22 protein-coding genes and 1 tRNA gene are annotated in these 17542 nt (G+C 71.1%); 5 read left to right on the top strand and 18 right to left on the bottom strand.

Features of this window, described 5'->3' with window-relative positions:
- Nucleotides 1-30 precede the first annotated feature (30 nt).
- The 3 genes from P8A18_RS09200 (at nt 31) to P8A18_RS09190 (ending at nt 4117) form a co-directional block, all read left to right on the top strand.
- Complete coding sequence (locus P8A18_RS09200) at nt 31-2508, top strand: phosphoribosyltransferase (protein ID WP_306053357.1); 2478 nt, start codon at nt 31-33, stop codon at nt 2506-2508.
- Nucleotides 2505-3329 (top strand): HAD family hydrolase, encoded by an 825-nt coding sequence (locus tag P8A18_RS09195; protein WP_306053356.1) that lies wholly within the window; start codon nt 2505-2507, stop codon nt 3327-3329. The genes P8A18_RS09200 and P8A18_RS09195 overlap by 4 nt, the downstream gene beginning before the upstream one ends.
- A 128-nt stretch (nt 3330-3457) precedes the next feature.
- Nucleotides 3458-4117 carry an O-methyltransferase gene (locus P8A18_RS09190; protein ID WP_306053355.1) on the top strand — a complete coding sequence of 220 codons (660 nt, stop codon included), beginning with the start codon at nt 3458-3460 and terminating at the stop codon, nt 4115-4117.
- Nucleotides 4118-4199: 82 nt separating this feature from the next.
- Here P8A18_RS09190 and P8A18_RS09185 read toward each other — a convergent pair whose 3' ends face one another.
- The 3 genes from P8A18_RS09185 to P8A18_RS09175 form a co-directional block, all read right to left on the bottom strand.
- Nucleotides 4200-4415, bottom strand: coding sequence for an FmdB family zinc ribbon protein (locus P8A18_RS09185; protein WP_018556436.1), 216 nt, complete (start codon nt 4413-4415; stop codon nt 4200-4202).
- Between the two features lie 29 nt (nt 4416-4444).
- Nucleotides 4445-5908, bottom strand: coding sequence for a hypothetical protein (locus tag P8A18_RS09180; protein WP_371933649.1), 1464 nt, complete (start codon nt 5906-5908; stop codon nt 4445-4447).
- Between the two features lie 291 nt (nt 5909-6199).
- Nucleotides 6200-6967, bottom strand: coding sequence for a DUF4097 family beta strand repeat-containing protein (locus P8A18_RS09175; protein WP_306053354.1), 768 nt, complete (start codon nt 6965-6967; stop codon nt 6200-6202).
- A gap of 299 nt (nt 6968-7266) precedes the next feature.
- On the opposite strand from P8A18_RS09175, the gene P8A18_RS09170 reads away from it, so the two are divergent.
- A tRNA-Val gene (locus P8A18_RS09170) sits at nt 7267-7341 on the top strand.
- A 68-nt stretch (nt 7342-7409) separates the two neighbouring features.
- Here P8A18_RS09170 and P8A18_RS09165 read toward each other — a convergent pair.
- The 14 genes from P8A18_RS09165 to P8A18_RS09100 form a co-directional block, all read right to left on the bottom strand.
- On the bottom strand, nt 7410-8567 hold the full coding sequence (locus P8A18_RS09165; protein WP_306053353.1) for a tyrosine-type recombinase/integrase: 1158 nt from the start codon (nt 8565-8567) through the stop codon (nt 7410-7412).
- Entirely contained in the window at nt 8567-8755 is a 189-nt protein-coding gene (locus P8A18_RS09160; RefSeq protein WP_306053351.1) for a helix-turn-helix domain-containing protein, read from the bottom strand. The genes P8A18_RS09165 and P8A18_RS09160 overlap by 1 nt, the downstream gene beginning before the upstream one ends.
- Nucleotides 8752-10164 (bottom strand): replication initiator protein RepSA, encoded by a 1413-nt coding sequence (gene repSA / locus P8A18_RS09155; RefSeq protein WP_306053350.1) that lies wholly within the window; start codon nt 10162-10164, stop codon nt 8752-8754. The genes P8A18_RS09160 and repSA overlap by 4 nt, the downstream gene beginning before the upstream one ends.
- Nucleotides 10161-11273: a DNA cytosine methyltransferase gene (locus P8A18_RS09150; protein WP_306053348.1), complete on the bottom strand. Its 1113-nt coding sequence runs from the start codon at nt 11271-11273 to the stop codon at nt 10161-10163. The genes repSA and P8A18_RS09150 overlap by 4 nt, the downstream gene beginning before the upstream one ends.
- Nucleotides 11270-11467 carry a hypothetical protein gene (locus tag P8A18_RS09145; RefSeq protein ID WP_306053346.1) on the bottom strand — a complete coding sequence of 66 codons (198 nt, stop codon included), beginning with the start codon at nt 11465-11467 and terminating at the stop codon, nt 11270-11272. The genes P8A18_RS09150 and P8A18_RS09145 overlap by 4 nt, the downstream gene beginning before the upstream one ends.
- 5 nt (nt 11468-11472) lie before the next feature.
- Nucleotides 11473-11658, bottom strand: a complete 186-nt coding sequence (locus tag P8A18_RS09140) for a hypothetical protein (RefSeq protein WP_306053345.1) — start codon at nt 11656-11658, stop codon at nt 11473-11475.
- A 92-nt stretch (nt 11659-11750) separates the two neighbouring features.
- On the bottom strand, nt 11751-12311 hold the full coding sequence (locus P8A18_RS09135; RefSeq protein WP_306053344.1) for a GGDEF domain-containing protein: 561 nt from the start codon (nt 12309-12311) through the stop codon (nt 11751-11753).
- Nucleotides 12312-12316: 5 nt separating this feature from the next.
- Entirely contained in the window at nt 12317-12643 is a 327-nt protein-coding gene (locus tag P8A18_RS09130; protein ID WP_306053343.1) for a SpdD protein, read from the bottom strand.
- 11 nt (nt 12644-12654) lie between these two features.
- Nucleotides 12655-12843, bottom strand: a complete 189-nt coding sequence (locus P8A18_RS09125) for a mobile element transfer protein (protein ID WP_136205901.1) — start codon at nt 12841-12843, stop codon at nt 12655-12657.
- 2 nt (nt 12844-12845) lie between these two features.
- Nucleotides 12846-13031: a hypothetical protein gene (locus tag P8A18_RS09120; protein ID WP_306053342.1), complete on the bottom strand. Its 186-nt coding sequence runs from the start codon at nt 13029-13031 to the stop codon at nt 12846-12848.
- 19 nt (nt 13032-13050) lie between these two features.
- The gene (locus P8A18_RS09115) at nt 13051-13752 is read right to left on the bottom strand and encodes a DUF2637 domain-containing protein (protein ID WP_306053341.1); all 702 of its coding nucleotides are present in this window, start codon (nt 13750-13752) and stop codon (nt 13051-13053) included.
- Between the two features lie 81 nt (nt 13753-13833).
- On the bottom strand, nt 13834-14016 hold the full coding sequence (locus tag P8A18_RS09110) for a hypothetical protein (protein WP_306053340.1): 183 nt from the start codon (nt 14014-14016) through the stop codon (nt 13834-13836).
- Nucleotides 14017-14100: 84 nt separating this feature from the next.
- A complete protein-coding gene (locus P8A18_RS09105) occupies nt 14101-15450 on the bottom strand; it encodes an FtsK/SpoIIIE domain-containing protein (RefSeq protein ID WP_306053338.1) in 1350 nt (449 codons plus the stop codon).
- Between the two features lie 2 nt (nt 15451-15452).
- Nucleotides 15453-15782 carry an SCO3933 family regulatory protein gene (locus P8A18_RS09100; RefSeq protein WP_018554023.1) on the bottom strand — a complete coding sequence of 110 codons (330 nt, stop codon included), beginning with the start codon at nt 15780-15782 and terminating at the stop codon, nt 15453-15455.
- 226 nt (nt 15783-16008) lie between these two features.
- On the opposite strand from P8A18_RS09100, the gene P8A18_RS09095 reads away from it, so the two are divergent.
- Nucleotides 16009-16767, top strand: coding sequence for a GntR family transcriptional regulator (locus P8A18_RS09095; protein WP_306053336.1), 759 nt, complete (start codon nt 16009-16011; stop codon nt 16765-16767).
- A gap of 7 nt (nt 16768-16774) precedes the next feature.
- Here the strand turns inward: P8A18_RS09095 and P8A18_RS09090 are convergent, their stop codons facing one another.
- Nucleotides 16775-17389 (bottom strand): nuclease-related domain-containing protein, encoded by a 615-nt coding sequence (locus P8A18_RS09090; RefSeq protein ID WP_306053335.1) that lies wholly within the window; start codon nt 17387-17389, stop codon nt 16775-16777.
- Nucleotides 17390-17542: the final 153 nt, after the last annotated feature.

The raw sequence follows: 17542 nt of genomic DNA, 5'->3' as shown, positions 1-17542 counted from the left end.
ACGGCGAACGTGGTGTGGTCGGGTAGCTGGGTGGCGGAGCGACTGGGCGTCGAGCTGGTGGGCGACGCGGAGCTGCGCGAGCTGCTGGGCCTCGCCCTGCGGCGCAACCCCAAGCGGGCGCACCTGCTCGTGTCCCAGGTGCTCGGCAAGCACGTGCCGCAGCACCCCTCGGTGGTGTACGCCGCCGGATTCGACCTCGGACGCCGGGTGCGGGCCCTGCTGGGCGACGAGGGGGCACGGCGGGCGGTCGTCCTCGGATACGCGGAGACGGCCACCGGCCTCGGCCACTGTGTCGCCGACGGCCTCGGCGACGCGCCCTACCTCCACTCGACCCGCAGGCCCGTGCCCGGCGTGCCCCGGGCGGGCGGCTTCGAGGAGTCCCACTCGCACGCCACCTCGCACCTGCTGCTCCCGCAGGACCCGCGGCTGCTGGCGGCGGACGGGCACGGCCCGGACGGCTCGCCGGACGCGGCGCTCGTGCTGGTGGACGACGAGTTCTCCACCGGCAACACCGTCCTCAACACGATCCGCGCGCTGCACGAGCGCTACCCCCGCGACCGGTACGTCATCGTGGCCCTGGTCGACATGCGCTCCCCGGCCGACCGGGGGCGGCTCGCCGAGTTCGCCGCGGAGATCGGGGCCCGGGTCGACCTGGTGGTCCGCAGCACGGGCACGGTCGGCCTCCCCGATGACGTCCTGGCGAAGGGGCAGGAGCTGATAGCCGGGCAGGAGGCGCTGCGAGCGGCCGGGGACCCCGTCGAGCAGCCGCCCTCGCGAACGCCCCGCACACGCATCGACCTCCCCTGGCCCGCAGGCGTCCCCGACGGCGGCCGGCACGGCTTCACCCGGGCCCACCGCGCCCTCCTGGAACCCGCCCTGCCCGCCCTGGCGGACCACGTCGCGAAGGCCCTGGGCGACGGACCCCGCCGCGTCCTGGTCCTCGGCTTCGAGGAGCTGATGTACGCCCCGCTGCGCCTGGCCACCGCCCTGGAGGCACGCACCGCCGCCGAGGTCCACTACTCCACGACGACCCGCTCCCCGGTCCTGGCCGTGGACGACCCGGGATATGCGATACGCACCCAGCTGGTCTTCCCGGCCCACGACGACCCGGCCGACGGACCCGGCGAGCGCTACGCGTACAACGTGGCGGGCGCCGGCTTCGACGCCGTGGTGGCCGTGGTCGACTCGGCGGGCGACACCCCGGCGCTGCACGCCCCGGGCGGCCTCCTGGACCAGCTCGCCGCGCACACCGGGCAGGTCCTGCTCGCGGTGATCCCGTCGTACGTACCGCGGCCGCCCGCCGCCGCCCTCCCGCCCGCCTCCGAACGGCAGGAAGACCCCCACATGCTGCTGCCCGAGCCCCTTCGCGGCCCCGCCTTCTCCTCGTACGCGCCGGACGAGGTCGGCTGGCTGCTCCAGGACCTCTCGGACACCCGCCTCGAAGCACCCACGGAGGAGCGCGAGGAGGCGATACAGAGCGGGGGAGCGCACTACGCGGAGTCGCTGCCCGTCGAGTACCAGCCGTCCGCCCAGTACCAGGAGCTGTTCAAGGCCGCCCTGGACCTCTCGGCCGCCCGGATCGCCCGCGCCGTGGGCACGGTCACCGAGACGGTCCTCGCCGAGCGCGGCCCGCGCCCGGTGCTCGTCTCGCTCGCGCGGGCCGGTACGCCGGTCGGCGTGCTGATGCGCCGCTGGGCCCGGGTGCGGCACGGCATCGACCTGCCGCACTACGCCGTCTCCATCGTGCGCGGACGCGGCATCGACGCCAACGCCCTGCGCTGGCTGGCCGCCCACCACGACCCGGCCGACATCGTGTTCGTCGACGGCTGGACCGGCAAGGGCGCGATCACCCGCGAACTGGCCGCCGCGATCACCGAGTTCGAGGAGTCCGAGGGGGTGAAGGGCTTCAACCCGGAGATCGCGGTGCTGGCCGACCCGGGCGGCTGCGTGCGTACGTACGGCACCCGCGAGGACTTCCTCATCCCCTCCGCCTGCCTCAACTCCACGGTCTCCGGGCTCATCTCCCGCACCGTCCTGCGCGCCGACCTGGTCGGGCCGCACGACTTCCACGGCGCGAAGTTCTACCGCGACCTCACCGGCTCCGACGTCTCCGGCCTGTTCCTCGACACGGTCACCGAGCGCTTCGACGAGGTCGCCGGCGCCGTGGACGCCGAGGTGAAGGAGCTGCTGGCCGCGGACCGGGCCCCGACCTGGGAGGGCTGGGCCGCGGTGGAACGCATCAGCGAGGAGTACGGCATCCACGACGTCAACCTCGTCAAGCCCGGCGTCGGCGAGACGACCCGCGTCCTGCTGCGCCGCGTCCCGTGGAAGATCCTCGCCCGGCGCGGCGCCGGCCCGGACCTGGAGCACATCAGGCTGCTGGCCGAGCAGCGCGGCGTCCCCGTCGAGGAGGTCGACGCGCTCCCGTACACCTGCGTCGGGCTGATCCACCCCAAGTACACGCGCGGGGCGACCGGCGCCGACGGCAAGGCGGTGGAGTCCGCGTGACCGCCTCCCCGGTGACCCTGATCGCCAGCGACCTCGACCGCACCCTCATCTACTCCGCGGCGGCCCTCCAGCTCACCATGGACGACGCGCGGGCACCCCGGCTGCTGTGCGTCGAGGTGTACGACCACAAACCCCTCTCGTACCTCACCGAGACGGCCGCCGGGCTGCTCGCCGACCTGACCGGCGCCGCGTCCACCGTCTTCGTACCGACCACGACCCGCACCCGCGAGCAGTACCACCGCATCCATCTCCCGGGCACCCCCGCCGAGTTCGCGATCTGCGCCAACGGCGGCCACATCCTGGTGAACGGCGAGTCCGACCGGGACTGGCAGCGGACGGTGGCCCGCCGGCTCTCCGACGAGTGCGCCTCGCTCGCCGAGGTCCGCGCCCATCTCGTCGCCGCCGCCGACCCCGCGTGGCTGCTCAAGGAGCGGGTCGCCGAGGACCTGTTCGCCTACCTCGTCGTGGACCGCGCCGAACTCCCCCCGGACTGGATGAAGGAACTCGCCGCCTGGACGGAGCCGCGCGGCTGGTCCGTATCGCTCCAGGGCCGCAAGATCTACGCCGTACCGCGCCCGCTCACCAAGAGCGCCGCCATGCGCGAGGTCGCCCGCCGCACCGGAACCACCCTCACCCTCGCCGCCGGCGACTCACTCCTGGACGCCGACCTGCTGCTCGCCGCCGACCGGGGCTGGCGCCCCGCCCACGGCGAACTCGCCGACGCCGACTGGAGCGCCCCGCACATCGAGGTGACCGCTGAGCGCGGCGTCGCCGCGGGCGAGGAGATCCTGCGCCGCTTCGTGCGGGCGGCGAGCCGGTGACGTAGGAGCGGGGCCCCTTGCGACGCACCGTGGAAACGCGCGTGTACGGGCAGGGGCGGACGACTGACGACTACAGTCACGCCGTTCCCGCCCGCCGGGGGACACGCGGCCGACCAGGGAGTACTGCGATGACCAAGGGAAACGAAACCAGGATCACGGACGAGCTGTACGCGTACACGCTGGCGCACAACCCGCCGCTCGACGCCGTACAGCGCGAACTCGTGGAGACCACCTACGCCGAGCTGCCCGACCGGGCCGGCATGCAGTCCGCCGAGGAACAGGGCCCGCTGCTCGCCTTCCTCGTCCGGCTGACCGGCGCCCGGCACATCGTGGAAGTCGGCACCTTCACCGGCTTCTCCGCCCTGGCGATGGCCCAGGCGCTGCCCGCCGACGGCCGGCTGATCGCCTGCGACATCTCGGAGGAGTGGACGGCCTACGGCCGCGCGGCGTGGGAGAAGGCAGGCGTCGCCGACCGCATCGACCTGCGCATCGCCCCCGCCCTGGACACCCTGCGCGCGATGCCGCTGGAACCCCACATCGACTTCGCCTACCTGGACGCGGACAAGAGCGGCTACATCGCGTACTGGGAGGAACTGGTGCCCCGGCTGCGGCAGGGCGGCGTCATCGCCACGGACAACGTGCTGTTCCACGGCCGGGTGACCGACCCGCACGCCACCGGCGCGGCGAAGGACATCCAGGACTTCAACGACCACGTGTCGGCCGACCCGCGCATGGACAGCGTGCTGCTGACGGTCGCGGACGGCCTGACACTGTCGCGCAAGCGGTAGCCGCCGGGAGGCGGCGGGCCCTGCCGGGCGGCCGGATCAGCCGCGGCAGTCCTGGATCAGCATCAGCCACAGGATTCCTGGGTCAGCCGCAGCAACCCCCGCCGCAGCAGCCGCCGCCACCGCCGGCCGAGGGCGCGGGACCGGAACTGCCCGATCCGCCCACGGCGACCGTGGAGAGCAGCTTCACGGTGTCCTCGTGCCCGGCCGGGCAGGAGGCGGGGTCGGCGGACTCGGCCATCGGACGGCTGAGTTCGAAGGTGTCTCCGCAGGAGCGGCAGCGGTACTCGTAACGAGGCATGGGCCCAGGCTATCCGCAGTGGGCCGAAGTCAGTTGGCTCCGGCCCCGCGTTCTTCGCGGATCTCGGCGACGACGTCGGCGGCCGTCTGCCGCAGGCCCTCCGTCACCGTGAGGAAGTGCCAGTAGTCGGGGTGGCGGCCCTCAAGAGCCGTGATGGCCTGGTCGAGGCGGGCCACCGCGTCGTCCAGCGGGCGGGCATGGCGCGGCTCGGGGGTGTGGCGCCCGGCCATGGCCAGCCGCTGGGCGTCACGGATCGCGAACCGGGTCCGCTGGATCTCCTGCTGCGGGTCCTTGGCCACGAGGTCGAGCCGGTGCAGCCGGTCACCGGCGGCGGACACCGCCTCGTCCGTGGCGTTGAGCAGGGCGCGCACCGTGCTCAGCCGTGAGGTGGCGTCGGCCCAGCGCTGCTCCTCGCGGGCACGGGCGGCCTCCTTGAGCTTCTCCTCGGCCCGGCGCACATTGACGGCTGCCTGCTCGGGAACCGGCTGGAGGTCCTGCCAGCACGCGGCGGAGAACCGCCGCCGCAGCTCGCTCAGCACGGGCTCGACGGACGCGGACCGGGTGGTCAGCGCCTGGGCCCTGGTCCGCAGGGACACCAGCCGGCGATCGATCTCGGCGGCCCGCTCGGGCAGCTTCTCGGCCTCCGCCCGTACGGCCTCGGCGTCGCGCAGCACCTGGTCGGCGCGCTGAAGGGTCTCCGGCACACCGTGGCGCCCGGCCCCCTGATTGAGCTTGGTCAGCTCGGGGCCCAGGGCGGCGAGCCGGGCGGCGAGGTCATCGGCGCGCAGTCCGGACGCCCGCACCGCGTCGAGCGCGTTGCTCGCGGCGAGGAGCGCCTGTCGCGCCCGCTCGACGGCCGGGGCGAGCCGGGCGAGCTGGGTCTCGGCGCTCCCGAGCAGGGGCCCGAGCCCGGCGGCGAACCGCTCCAGGTCGCCCTTGACGCGCACCAGCTGGTCCTTGGCGGAGGACAGCTCGGCCCGGGCCCGGGAGGCGACGGACGGGTCGAGATCGTCCCGGTCGAGGTCGTGGGCGTCGACGGCGGTGATGTAGGCGTGACTGGCCTCGTCGATGCGCTGTCCGAGCGCGGCGAAGTCGTCGACGGCCTTGCGGGCGGCCGGCGAGCTGTCCACCGCGGTGATCGTCTCGATGGAGATCTTCAGGTCGCGCTGCGCGGTGTCGAGCTCGTAGAAGGCCTCGGCGGCGGCATCCTTGGCCGCCTGCGCCTCGGCCCGCTGCCCTTCCCCACGCCCCCCGAACCACCGCCGCGTACCCCCGCCGGTGACGGCGAGGGGAAGAGCGGCGGCGAGGAGGGGGAGCGGGGCGAGGACGAGGAGACACACGTCACGTACGTCGCGCCCGAGCGAACGGCGCCGCCCGCGCCGCGCGTACGCCCCGATCGCTCCGGGCGTCCCGATTGCTCCGGGCGCTCCGACGACGGAACCCACACCCCTCCCGCCCGCTCTCGCCTGCGGCTGCGCGTGTGTTGCCGTCACATGCCTCTCCCGTGCCGTTTCGCCTTGCCCCGGTACATTCTCCCACCAGGTAATAACGAACACACGGGCCGGTTGGTTCGCGCTGGGCGCGGTGACTCGGTGTTGCGGGGTGGTGCTGTGTGACGTGGCGCGGTGGCATGTGACGTAACGGGCGTGACAGACGTAACGGGCATGACAGGCGTGACGGATGTGGCGGATGTGGCGGATGTGGCGTCGTGCGGGGCGGCGGCTGTCCGTGCGGCGGCTGTCCGCGTGGCGGCTGTCCGTCCGGAGGCTGTCCGCGCGGGGAGGTCAGTCCGCGTGCCGGACGGAGACACCGCCGTTGTCGCTGTGGGCCTTCACGACGTGCGCGCTGTCCTCGCTGCGCGGCACGTCCACGGAGACGTGCCCGTTGTCGGCCGACGCGGACACGGCGTACCGGGTCTTGCCCGCGGGAAGGTCGATGGTGATGCGCCCGTTGTCACTGACGGTGTCTACGAGATCCGGCGCCTTGCTGAGGCCGAGCTTCACGGACCCGTTGTCCGACCGCGCGATCACGGACGCGGACGAGATCCGCTCGGCCAGGACGGACCCGTTGTCGCTCTTCAGCTCCAGGGGGCCGCTGACGTCCCGTACGACGACCCCGCCGTTGTCCGAGTAGAGCTTGAGCGGCGTGGTGAACTTGGAGGCGGTGACCTTGCCGTTGTCGGCATCCACGGTGAGCGCGAGCCCCCGGGGCACCTTCACCTCGTGCCGCCCCTCGCAGTCGCTGATCATGGCCTTGCACTTCACCCGGAGCGTGAGGGTGTCCCCCTCCAGCTTCCACACGGGGTCCGGCCCGCTGCCGAGCACGGCCCAGCCGTCGACCTGCCGGGTCACCTCGACCTCGTCCACATCGGCGGGGACGACCACCACGGTGGAGTTCTCCGCGTCGATGGTCAGCGCCTTCCCGCCGTACGCGAACGACTTGTGCTCAACGGGCGCGTCCTCCACATCCGTGCTCCCGCACCCACTGAGCGCCCCGACGAGCAGAACGGTGCTCCCGATGGCCACGAGAACGCTGCGATTACGGATGGTCATGGTGATAGGTCCCCCTGGGCCGGCGCTGCGTTATGCCTCTTGCGATGCCCCTACGGTATGCAGCCCCTGCCGCGCCGACGATCCGGTCGGCTACCGTCTTGGGGGTGGGGGTAGCCCCCGTACGCCCCGGGCCGACGCGGCCGTGCGACCGGGGCTCCGGCCCGGCTCACGACCCGGCACCCGGCCTGCCTTACGATCCGGTTCGGCCCGGCTTCGGCCGGACTCGGGCAGGCTTCGGCCCCCGGGATAACCGATTGTCGACATGTGCCGTGAGGCATGTAACCTGTTGCCTCATCCACGGGTGCGTAGCTCAGGGGTAGAGCGCTGCTCTTACAAAGCAGATGTCGGCGGTTCGAAACCGTCCGCGCCCACCAGCACAGAGACCCCCAGCCGATCATGGCTGGGGGTCTTTGACATCCACTTTTGACATCAACGGGCACGATCACCCACGGTCGGGACGCTGCCGCTTCAACATCCGGTCGAGGTGACTCACGGCCTCGCGCTGCGTGTCCTGGACCACGTGGGCATAGATGTTCATCGTGACCGCGATCTGACTGTGCCCCAGGATCTCCATCACGACGCGGGGCGGAACGCCGGCGGCGGTCAGCAGCGTCGCGCAGCCGTGCCGGGCATCGTGCAGGCGGATCACACGAAGGCCGGCGGTCGCGGCGACGCGGGTGAACGAGCGGTACAGGTTGCGCGGTTCGATCGGCCGGCCAGTTCGGGTGGTGAAGACGTATCCCGTGTCCTCCCACTGATCACCGGCAGCCTCACGCCGAGCAGCCTGCCGCAGCCGTTCCCATCGGAGCGGAGCGACGCACAGGGCGGGGAGGGGGAGCGTCTGTTTCCTGCGGCGCCCCTTGGGATCGTCCTCGTACGCCTCGCCGCGGACACGCTGTCGCTGAGTACGCACTCGAATTTCCCGCTTGTCGAGGTCCACGTTTTCCCATCGGAGGCCGACGATTTCACCGCGGCGGAAGCCGAGCGCGATGGCGAGGACGAAGCCCGCGTAGAGCGGGTCCTTCCGGGCCGCGGTGAGGAAGGACAGCGTTTCGTCCAGCGACCAGGGGGAGAGGTCTCGCGCTTCGGCCGAGGGCGGCTCCACGAGGGTTGCCACGTTCCGCATGACGAGTTCTTCCCGGCAGGCCGCCGTCAGCGCGGTACGCAGGACACGATGGGATTCCTTGGCGGTCGCGGCGGTGGTCTGCTGTTCCAGACGGCCGAGGAAGCGGCGGACGTCGGCGACACTCAACGATTCGAGGCGCTTCGAGCCGAGCATGGGCACGAGGTAGAGGCGGATGTGCGTCTCGTACTTGGCGTAGGTCGTCCGCTTGCGGCGCGGCTTGACGATGTTCTCCAACCAGTAGGGCAGCCACTCGGAGAGCTTGGCCGACCGCGTGGGCACGGGCACGCCGTGGTCCACCTTGGCGAGCAGGTCACGGCGCTTGGTGTCGCACTCGGCCCAGGTCTTGCCGTAGGCGAACTTGCGGGCGCGGGTGCCGTCCGGCTGGAGGACGTAGACCGCGGCTTGATAGCGGCCGTCCTTGCGCTTGGTGATGGTGCCCGCGCCGTTGGGATTGCGCTTGCGCTGGGGAGGCATCAGGCGGCTTCCTCGATCGCGTTGACGATGAAGTCCCGTACGGCGTCGGCGGGGATGCGCCGGGAACGGCCGATGGTGATGGAGACCAGCCGGCGGGAGCGGATCAGGTCGTAGACGGTGGAGCGTCCGAGCTTCAGTCGGGCCATGACCTCGGGCACGGTCAGGAGTTCGGCGGTGGCGGTGGTCATGCGTCGGTTCCTTCCAGGGCGAGTTGGTCCATGAGTTCGGCGCGGTGTTCGCGTGCGGTCTCGCGGTTGTGTTGGATGTCGCGGTGGATGTTGGCGGCGAGCCACGATTCGCCGGGGGTGTGGCCGTTTCCGGCGTAGGCCCAGTGCGCGAGCGTGAGTGTCGTCGCTTCGGGGTGGTCGTCGGGGTCGGGGAGGCCGAGGGCGGCGCGTTGTTCGGCGGCGCGGTAGTCGGCGCGGACCTGGCGGAGGGCGCCGAGGGTGGTGGAGTAGGCGCGGGATTTGGTGGAGAAGTGGCCGCGGAAGCCGAGCATGTGGGCCCAGTCGCGGAGCTTGCGGTCCGGGTAGGCGTGGTGGAGGTCGAGGCATGCTTCGATCAGCCGGCGGGGGTGCTCGGGCACGTCGAGGAGGACGAGGGCTTCCTTGTTTCCGATCCGGTGGTCCACGGTGCCGGTCGTTTCGGCGGCTTTGGTGGCGTACTTGGCGACGTAGGAGGCCACGGCCTGTTCGGTGAGGTCTTCGCCGTTGCCGAAGGCGCCGATGGGCTGGACGTCGAGCTGGGTGCCCCAGCGCAGCACCCATTCCGAGGGGAAGCCGGCTTCCTCGTTCGCGGGAACGGTGACTTCGGCGCGGGCGGCGGCGGCGCGGATCGCGTCTTCCAGGAGGTCGAGGGTGGCCCAGGCCGGGGGCGGGGTGTCCGGTCCTTCGGGTCCGTCGAAGCGGATCACGGCGTGGAAGTGGACGGCGCCGCGTTTCTGGTATTCGGCGACCTTGCCGAAGGAGACCTTGGACTGTTCGCGGGCGGCTTTCTGGGTGAGGCCGGCACGGCGGGCGATTTCGCGGCGGAGGTAGATCGTGAAGTAGCGCCAGAGGTCGGATGCGTGGTTGTTCCAGAGCACCGCGCCGGCGTAGTCGTATCGGTCGGGGTCGAGGGGGGTGCCGAGTTCCGGGGCGTTGTCGGGGTGGTGGGTGCCGCAACGACAGGGCCGGTTGCCGGGGCGGTTGTGGACCGGGCCGAACGAGGGGGCGGTGAGGGTGGCAAAGACGCGGGGATGGTCGCGGATGGTGTGGGGGGTGCCTTTGTCGGGGTCGCCGGTGAGGCCGGCGCGGATGAGGTGGTAGGTGTCGCCGGCGTAGGTCCAGGCGCAGGCGGGGCAGCGGGAGGCGCGGCGGTTGCCGCAGGCGATCCGTAACCGGCCGCCGGGCTCGTTGTCGGTCGTGTAGTGGTGGAGCAGGGTGCCAGTTGCCCGGTCGATGGTCTTGGTGGCGCCGGTGAGGTGGATGGGCTGGGAGCAGCCGCCGGTGCGGCGAAGTTGTTCGGTGAGGCGGTCGAAGCCGGGAGACCCGGCCACCCTCAGCAGGTCGGTGAGGGTGGCCGGGTCCAGGCCCGCCGCAGTGGCGGTGGTGTTCACGCGGCGGCCTCCAGCGCGGCGGTCAGCAGGGGGCGCAGGGCGGCGGTGGCGAGCAGGGGCGGAACGGCATTGCCGATCTGCTCGAACTGCTTGGTGCGGGAGCCGGCCCACGGGTAGTCGGCAGGGAATGACTGGAGAACCGCTGCTTCTGCCAGTGCGAGGTTGCGTTCCTCGACTCCGTCCCTCACCCACTTACAGCGGTTCGCTGAGCCGGTGATGGTGAAAGAGGGTTCGCTGATCGCACGCTCGAACCGTGCGATGCCGTTGCCTGCGGAGCGGCCAGCGGGCAGCTTCCAGCCTTGCCCGGAGCGGAGTTTCCAGGAGCGGCTACGGCCGGTGAGCGCGTTGCTCGGGCCGTCGGCCGAGAACTCGTTGCCCCCGGCTGCTCGGCCCTTATTGTCCGTGGGGCGGTCGCCACGGGTGTTGACCTTGATCCCAGGCGGTAGATCCAGCGCGTCGGCCATGGACGCCCACGGGCTGAGGCACGCACCGAACAGGTCGAACTGCGGCACGTTGGTGTGTGTGGGTTCCGGAGACAGGGCCGGGCGGGTGCGGGAGGCGAGCAGGAAGGCGCGGCGGCGCGTCTGGGGCAGGCCGAAGTCAGCGCTGTTGAGGACACCGACCCACGTCGAGTATCCGATCCTGTGCAGCAGGTGGGCAGTGTGCTCGAACAGGGGCACCACGGCGGGGACTTCCTCCAGGGCGATCCACTCGGGGCGCAGGTCGAGGGCATAGCGCAGGGGCTCCACGACGAGCAGGGAACGAGGGTCGGCGCAGGTGGCGCGCAGGGTGGCGCGGGTGTCGTTCCCGCGAGCGATGTCGTCGAGGGCTTGGTGGCACAGGTCCATGTCGTCGTTTCCAGCGCGCAGTCCGGCGGTGCTGAAGGTCTGGCAGGGCGGGGAGGCGATCAGCCCGGAGACCTTCCTGCGGAGCGGTGCGGTGGCGTACGTGGCGACATCGGCGCGGATCGTGGTGTGTCCGGCGGCGGCGCGAGTGGCACAGGCCGCCGGGTCGATCTCGATGCCGATCTCCCGGATACCGAGAGCGCGTAATCCCTGGGACCAGCCGCCGGGGCCGGCGAAGAGGTCCAGGACCGGGAGTGTGTTCATCGCCTGCCCCCGTCGTGGTGGGCGGCACCGTGGTTTGCCGTGTAGCCCTCGACCAGGGCCTTGACCTGGGCGTCGCCCGTGGCGGTAGCGGTGGCGCCGCAGTGGCAGACCGCCGAGCCGGTCGCCGGGGCGTTCGGGGACGGCTTGCTGACGTGGAGGCCGGGTCGGTCCGGGGTCGGGGTCAGGTCAGCCATGGAGGTCACGCCCCGATCCGGGCGTGGGTGCGGGTGGCGGGGAGGGTGTGGCCGGTGCCGTGGCAGGCGGGGCAGTCGGCGGTGATCGTGCGGCGTTCGCCGGCCGGGGTGTGGGCGCCGGTGGTGATGGCGACGGTGGGGAAGCCGTCGCAGTGGCCGCAGATCGGCCGGGGCGGGGTGCGCTGGGGCATGATGGTGTCTCCCTTTCGGGTCAGCTAGATCTGGAAGGTGTTGAGGCGCCCGGGGCGGCGAAACTTGGCGGTTGAGGCCGCCCCGGGGGCCGTTAAGAGCGAGCGCGCGGGGTGTTGTTGCGTCGGCCGCGTCCCTTGACCGCGTACATGGCCGAGTCCGCAGCGGACAGAGCGTCGGTGAGGGTGCGTGCGGGCAGGGCGGCGAGGTGACAGACACCGATCGAGGCGCCGACCGGGACCGTCTGGCAGCCGTAGGCGACTGGGCGGTGCAGAGCTTCGCGAAGCGCGGCCAAGCCGGGAGTGCGGGCGGGGGCGGTGATGATGGCGGCGAACTCGTCGCCCCCGAGGCGGGCCGCGATCCCGTGGCCCGAGACCCAGCCAGTCAGCCGTGCGGCGGTTGCCGCAATGACGGCGTCGCCAGCCAGGTGGCCGTACGTGTCATTGATGGCCTTGAAGTCGTCCAGGTCCACGAGCAGGGCGGCGGCGTCGGGTGAGCGGGTAGCGATGCGTTCGGCGCGGGCCGTCCAGCCGGTTCGGGTGTGCAGGCCGGTGAGCGGGTCGCGTCGAGCGGTGGACAGACGGTGGGTGAGCAGGCTGCCGTGCAGGGCCCACCCGAGGGCAGGTAACGCTGCGGCGACGATGGACAAGTCCATGCCGATCACCGGGCCTTGCTGTTGAGGAGCGAGCGCAGGACCACGGCGCAGATCGCGACCGAGGCGGCGGTGATCGCGGTGGCCAGGAGCATGGAGACCAGGACCGTGCCGATGATCAGGACCATCGCGGTCCCGCCGGCGGCGGTGAGGATCAGGGAGCCCGGGGTCAGCCGGACGGTCGGCCGGGTGGGCGGAGCCACCGGGGCCGGGGCCGCGGGGGTGTGGTGGCAGGTGCAGGCGGGGGTGTGGGTGATGCCGGTGAGCGGGCGGTCGAGGGGCGTCGAGAGGGGGGTGGGCGCGGTGTCCGGGGGTGGGATCTTCGGGGTGAACACGGTTCCTCCTGTCAGGGGTTGCAGCGGTGGGTGCGGGCGGCGAGTTCGGCAGCGGAGCGGTTGTGGTAGTTGGCGGAGAAATTGCAGCCGGGGGCGGTGCAGGCGGCGGTGTGCTTGGTGCGGCCCCGGCCGTCGTGATGGGTGCCGACCTGGACGGGGCCGATGCGGATCACGTCGGTGAAGCGGTTGGGACGCGGCATGGTCAGTCCTCCTGACGGAGGCTGTTGCCGGGGAACTCGGCGCGGATACGGTCGGCCTCTGCCGGGTCCGTCGTGCGGTCGGCCGCTTCCTCGGCGAGAAGCCGGGCGAGAGTGGGGCGGCCGGTGGCGGCCATCTCCCGGGCGGCGTCGACGTAGTCGGCGGGGCGATTGAAGTTGAACAGGGCCATGAGTCGAGATCCCTTCTGATCAGGCGAGTTGGGCGGTGATGGCGTCGGCGAGCGGTGCGGGGACGCCGAGGCGTGCGCGCAGGGTCGCGGTGTCGATCCGGTTGCCGGTCGTGGCGTGGTGGGTGTCAGCGACCTTCCGGGCGTGATCCAGCAACGCCGGCGGAACAGTCACCGCGACAGGCGCCGGGGCCGCAACGGGTTCCGGGGCGGGTACGGGTTCGGGTGCCGCCGGAGTCGTGACGGGCGGGAGTTCGGGCGCAGGTTCCGGGGCCGGGTCGGGCTCGCGCTCGACGGTCACGGGCTCGGGTGCCGAGGCGTTCAACGGCGCTGCTGTATCGGCCAGTTGGGCCGCGGGGGCGACGCTGTTCGTGTGGGCGAGGAGTGTTCCGCCGAGGAAGGCGAGGGCCGGCCAGCCCGCGACCAAGATGCGGAGCCAGGGCGGGACGTTGTCCAGGTCGAGCATTCCGGCGGTCGCGATGTTCGCGCCGAGGGATGCGGCCAGGGCGATGACGAACCAGACCCAGGCCGTTCCGTTGTCCGCGCTCGTGCGCATCTGGCGCCAGGCGGCGACCAGGAGCAGGTCCACGCTGATCGGGTAGGCCCAGGCTTTCCAGCCGTCCTGTCCGGCAGCGTCGGCCAGGTCATGCAGGTGTGAGAAGGACAGGGCACCGGCGATCACGGCCTGAACCAGGACGGCATCGGGGCGGATGGTGCGGGGCATGGTGGTCACCTCCAATCTGTGGTGGTGCCGGGGCCGGGCGGGGTGCGGGTGGTCACCGCCCGGCACCCGGAGCAGAGGGGGTCAGGCGTCGGGGTCGGTTCCGGTGCCGAAGCAGTTCAGGCACAGGCCGTCCTGCTGGCCGACCGGGCGGCGCTTGCGGCCGACGCGAACCGTGGTGGGGACGTTGCCGGTCCCGCCGCACGGCTTGCAGTCACCGTTCGCGACCACGGGCGGAGGCTCGGGGGTGGTCCGTCGAGGTGCCATGGCGGGGGTTCCTTCCGGTTCCGGGCATGGGCGGGGTAGGGACCTGGCGTGAGACGGTCACGCCGACCGGGACGGGCAGGGGTGCTACTCGGGGACCGGGACCAGCTTCAGCAGTGGCGCGGCCGGTGCCGGGGTGGTGTGGACGGTCGGCCGGAAGGATGCCAGAGCGGTGAGGTGCGGGGTGAGGTGCGCGTATTCCTGGCAGACCGCGACCGCGTCGGCCGGGGTCATGGCGGGGGTTCGGATGCGAGACCAGCCGCCGGACGCGTCACCGGCAACGGCGACACCGGGGCGGTCGGGCGCGATGGTGGTCGCGGCGAAGACCGCTTCCGGGGCGATGTCGCCCAGGGCCATTTCGGCGGTCTGCTTGTCGTTGACCCGGTGCACCACACGCCCGGTGAGCTGGGCACGGAGGGCGGTCGCGCCCTTGCCGAGGTCGGAGCCGAATCGCTGTCCGCAGACCTCCAGGAAGATCCCGACCGCCCGGGCCATCTGCGCGAGCCGGATCATGCGCATCACCATCCGGTCCCGGCGTTCCTCGTCCTTCTTTGCAGCGACGAGGAACAGTTCCGCGACCTCATCGACCAGGACGACCAGCGGCACCGGCCGCACCTTCGCCGGCAGGGCCCACATGTCCGGGACACCGTGAGAGCTGAGAACGTCGAAGCGCTCTTCCATCTCGCCCACAAGGGCTTCCAGCAGCCCGTCCGCCTCGTCCGGAGTCACCGCCAGGGCGGAGAGCCGAGGCGCGTAACCGCCCTGCTCCACACCCCTCTTGCAGTCGATCCCGACCAGGCCGACCGGGCGCTTGGCCAGCTCGGAGATGAGGTTGCGCTGATACATCGACTTGCCCGACTGGTTCGCCCCGACCGTCAGGGCGTGCGGGATCTTCTGGTAGTCGCGGACAAACGCCGTGCCGTCCTCCCGGAGCGCGACGGGTACGACCAGCGGGCCGGCGGTGGTGGTACGGGGCAGGCGGCGGGGCATCTTCACCCGGCGCAGTACGTCGTAGCCAGTCATCCGCAGTTCCACGAACCCCGGCTTCACCTCCACGACGTGCACGGAGTGGACGCCCCAGGCGTGCCGCAACCGTTCCGAGGCGGCAGACACGTCGGCGGGTTCCAGGCCGGCCGGGAGGCGCAGCGTCGCCCGCATCCCGGTCGAGGAGTAGCGGACCCGGTGGACCCTCGGCGGTACCGGCTGGACTTCCTGACGGGCCACGTTGCGGACCATGAACGCCCGCAGGCGGGACGGTTGGACCGTCAGCCCGCACACATCCATCGTCGCCCGGTACGTCACCGAGAACCGGACCCGGGCAACCGGGGCACCGACCAGCGACCAGAACACCCGAGGAGACCGAACCTTCGCGTAGCCGAGGCCGCCGGCGGCCGATAATGCCCCCGCCACCTCGATCACCGTGGAAAGATCCGACATGGTCAGACACCCGCCGTGATGGCCACCGCGCGGAAGCTGATCCCGTGCCGGGTCTGGCCGTTGAACGTGTTCTCCCAGTCCCGGGCCTTGAGGCCGATCACCGTGACCGGGGTGCCGGGGACCAGGTTCTCCGGGACGCCCGTGCTCGGCACGGTCACCTGGTAGAGGTTGCCCTCCCCCTCGTCCGAGATCAGCAGGCCCACCGTCGCGAGTTGGGCCCCGGTCTCCCGGTCCACCGCGATCTCGCCGGTCTGCTTGCTCACGAGCTTCGGCGTCGGAGGCGTCGCCACGAACACGACAGCGGTCGAAACGTCGATCTTGAAAGACGGCATGAGCGCATCCCTTGTTCAGGAGGTCACCGCCAACCGGCAACCTCTCTAGACATCTACAGTGAACCAGCTCATCTCTAGAGACGTCAACACCTGTCTAGAGATGTGTTGTTGTGCCACCTCAGGGCATGCGATCGGTTCGTAACGAGCACGTTCCGCTCGTGGGACGTACGTTTCTTTCGTGAAAGAAAGCTCTAGGCTGTCTAGAGAGGAGAGGAAGAGATCACTCATGTCCACCGAGGGCGCCAAGCGGCAGCCGAAGTACCAACGGATCGCCGATGAGCTGCGAGACGCCATCCAGTCCGGGCGGTACCAGCCGGGCGATCGGCTGCCAGGCGAGAACGACCTCATGGCCGGCCACGGCGTGGCCCGGATGACCGCGCGCCAGGCCCTCGGCGTTCTGCAAAGCGAGGGCATCGCCGAGTCTCGCAAGGGCGCCGGCGTCTTCGTGCGGTCGTTTCGTCCGCTGCGTCGCCAGGGCATCAAGCGCTTGGCTCAGTCCCAGTGGGGCGAAGGCCGGTCCGTCTGGGCCGTCGACACAGAAGACCGGACTCTGGTCGTTGACCAGGTGAGCGTCACCGAGCAGGGTGCCCCGGAGCGTGTGGCCCGCGTGCTGGGAGTGGAGCAGGGCGACCCCGTGTGCGTACGCAGCCGACGGTTCGTCCTGGACGACAAGCCAGTGCTCATAGCTACGTCGTATCTGCTGGCAAGCCTGGTAGCCGGTTCTGCGATCACCCAGGAGGACACAGGGCCTGGCGGCATCTACGCCCGGCTTGCTGAACTCGGCTCCAAGCCGGTCCACTTCCGCGAGGAGATTCGGTCTCGCATGCCGTCGACGGACGAGGCGGAACAACTGAAGCTCTCCACCGGGACGCCCGTCATGCTGATCTGCCGGACGGCGTTTGCGGACGAGGGACGTGCCGTCGAGGTCAACGAGATGACTCTTGACTCCGCTTCATACATCCTCGAATACGCCTTTGACGCGTAAGGGCTCCTCAGCGCCCAGCCCAGGTTTCGCCCCGGCGGGCAACGTTGAATATCCGCTCAACCCGCTCTGGCGGAAGCACAGGTGCGAGTCCGGAGAGGACTGTGTGCACCGTGGTGCCATCAATGACGAGAACCGGAGGCGCCGCGTTCTTCACGGAGAGTCTGGCCGCACCCACGATCGCGATGACCGGGCGGACAGGCACAAGGAACCCGCAGTGGTCTGACAGAGCGCGCGAGGTGCGTCGAGCCTCGTGCTTGCTGACCACGATGTACTTGGTGGGGGCGCGGTTGACCGTGATGGCGTGATCGCCGTACCAGACGGTCTTGCCCCTGCGGCACTTTGAGTTGATGGTGAAGACGCCCGAGGGGCCTATGGCCAGGTGATCGATGTCCGACCCGCTGGGCCATTGGACGGAGTGAAGGACCCGCCAGCCCTGTCGTCTGAGAGTGTTCAGGCGCCGGCCAGTCGTACGCTCACCGACCAGCCCTAACGCCCAGTTGCGTATCTCCCGATCCGGCGACCAGCGGGCGAACGGCCTCTTCACTCGGTTGGGCTCCAGTTCTGCGAGCTTCCTCCGGATCGCATCTCCCGGCCGATTGCCCACCAAGTCCTCTTGCAGCACAGCTGCCCACCCTCCTCGGTTCGGGAGTCCGCCGCACCATGCCCCCGCAGAGGTGCCAAGACGCCGATTCCGGCCACCGAGAGCTGTTACAGGTTTCTCTACCTCATCAAGGCACCCGGCTGCGCTCCGCTCCGCCGGGCGCGCTCCCGGCTC

Origin of the sequence: Streptomyces sp. Mut1 (genome assembly GCF_030719295.1) — a bacterium.
In the GTDB taxonomy this organism is placed as follows: Bacteria; Actinomycetota; Actinomycetes; order Streptomycetales; family Streptomycetaceae; genus Streptomyces; species Streptomyces castrisilvae.
The sequence above is the reverse complement of the archived record's forward strand: the minus strand, read 5'-3'. Positions and strand labels throughout refer to the sequence as shown.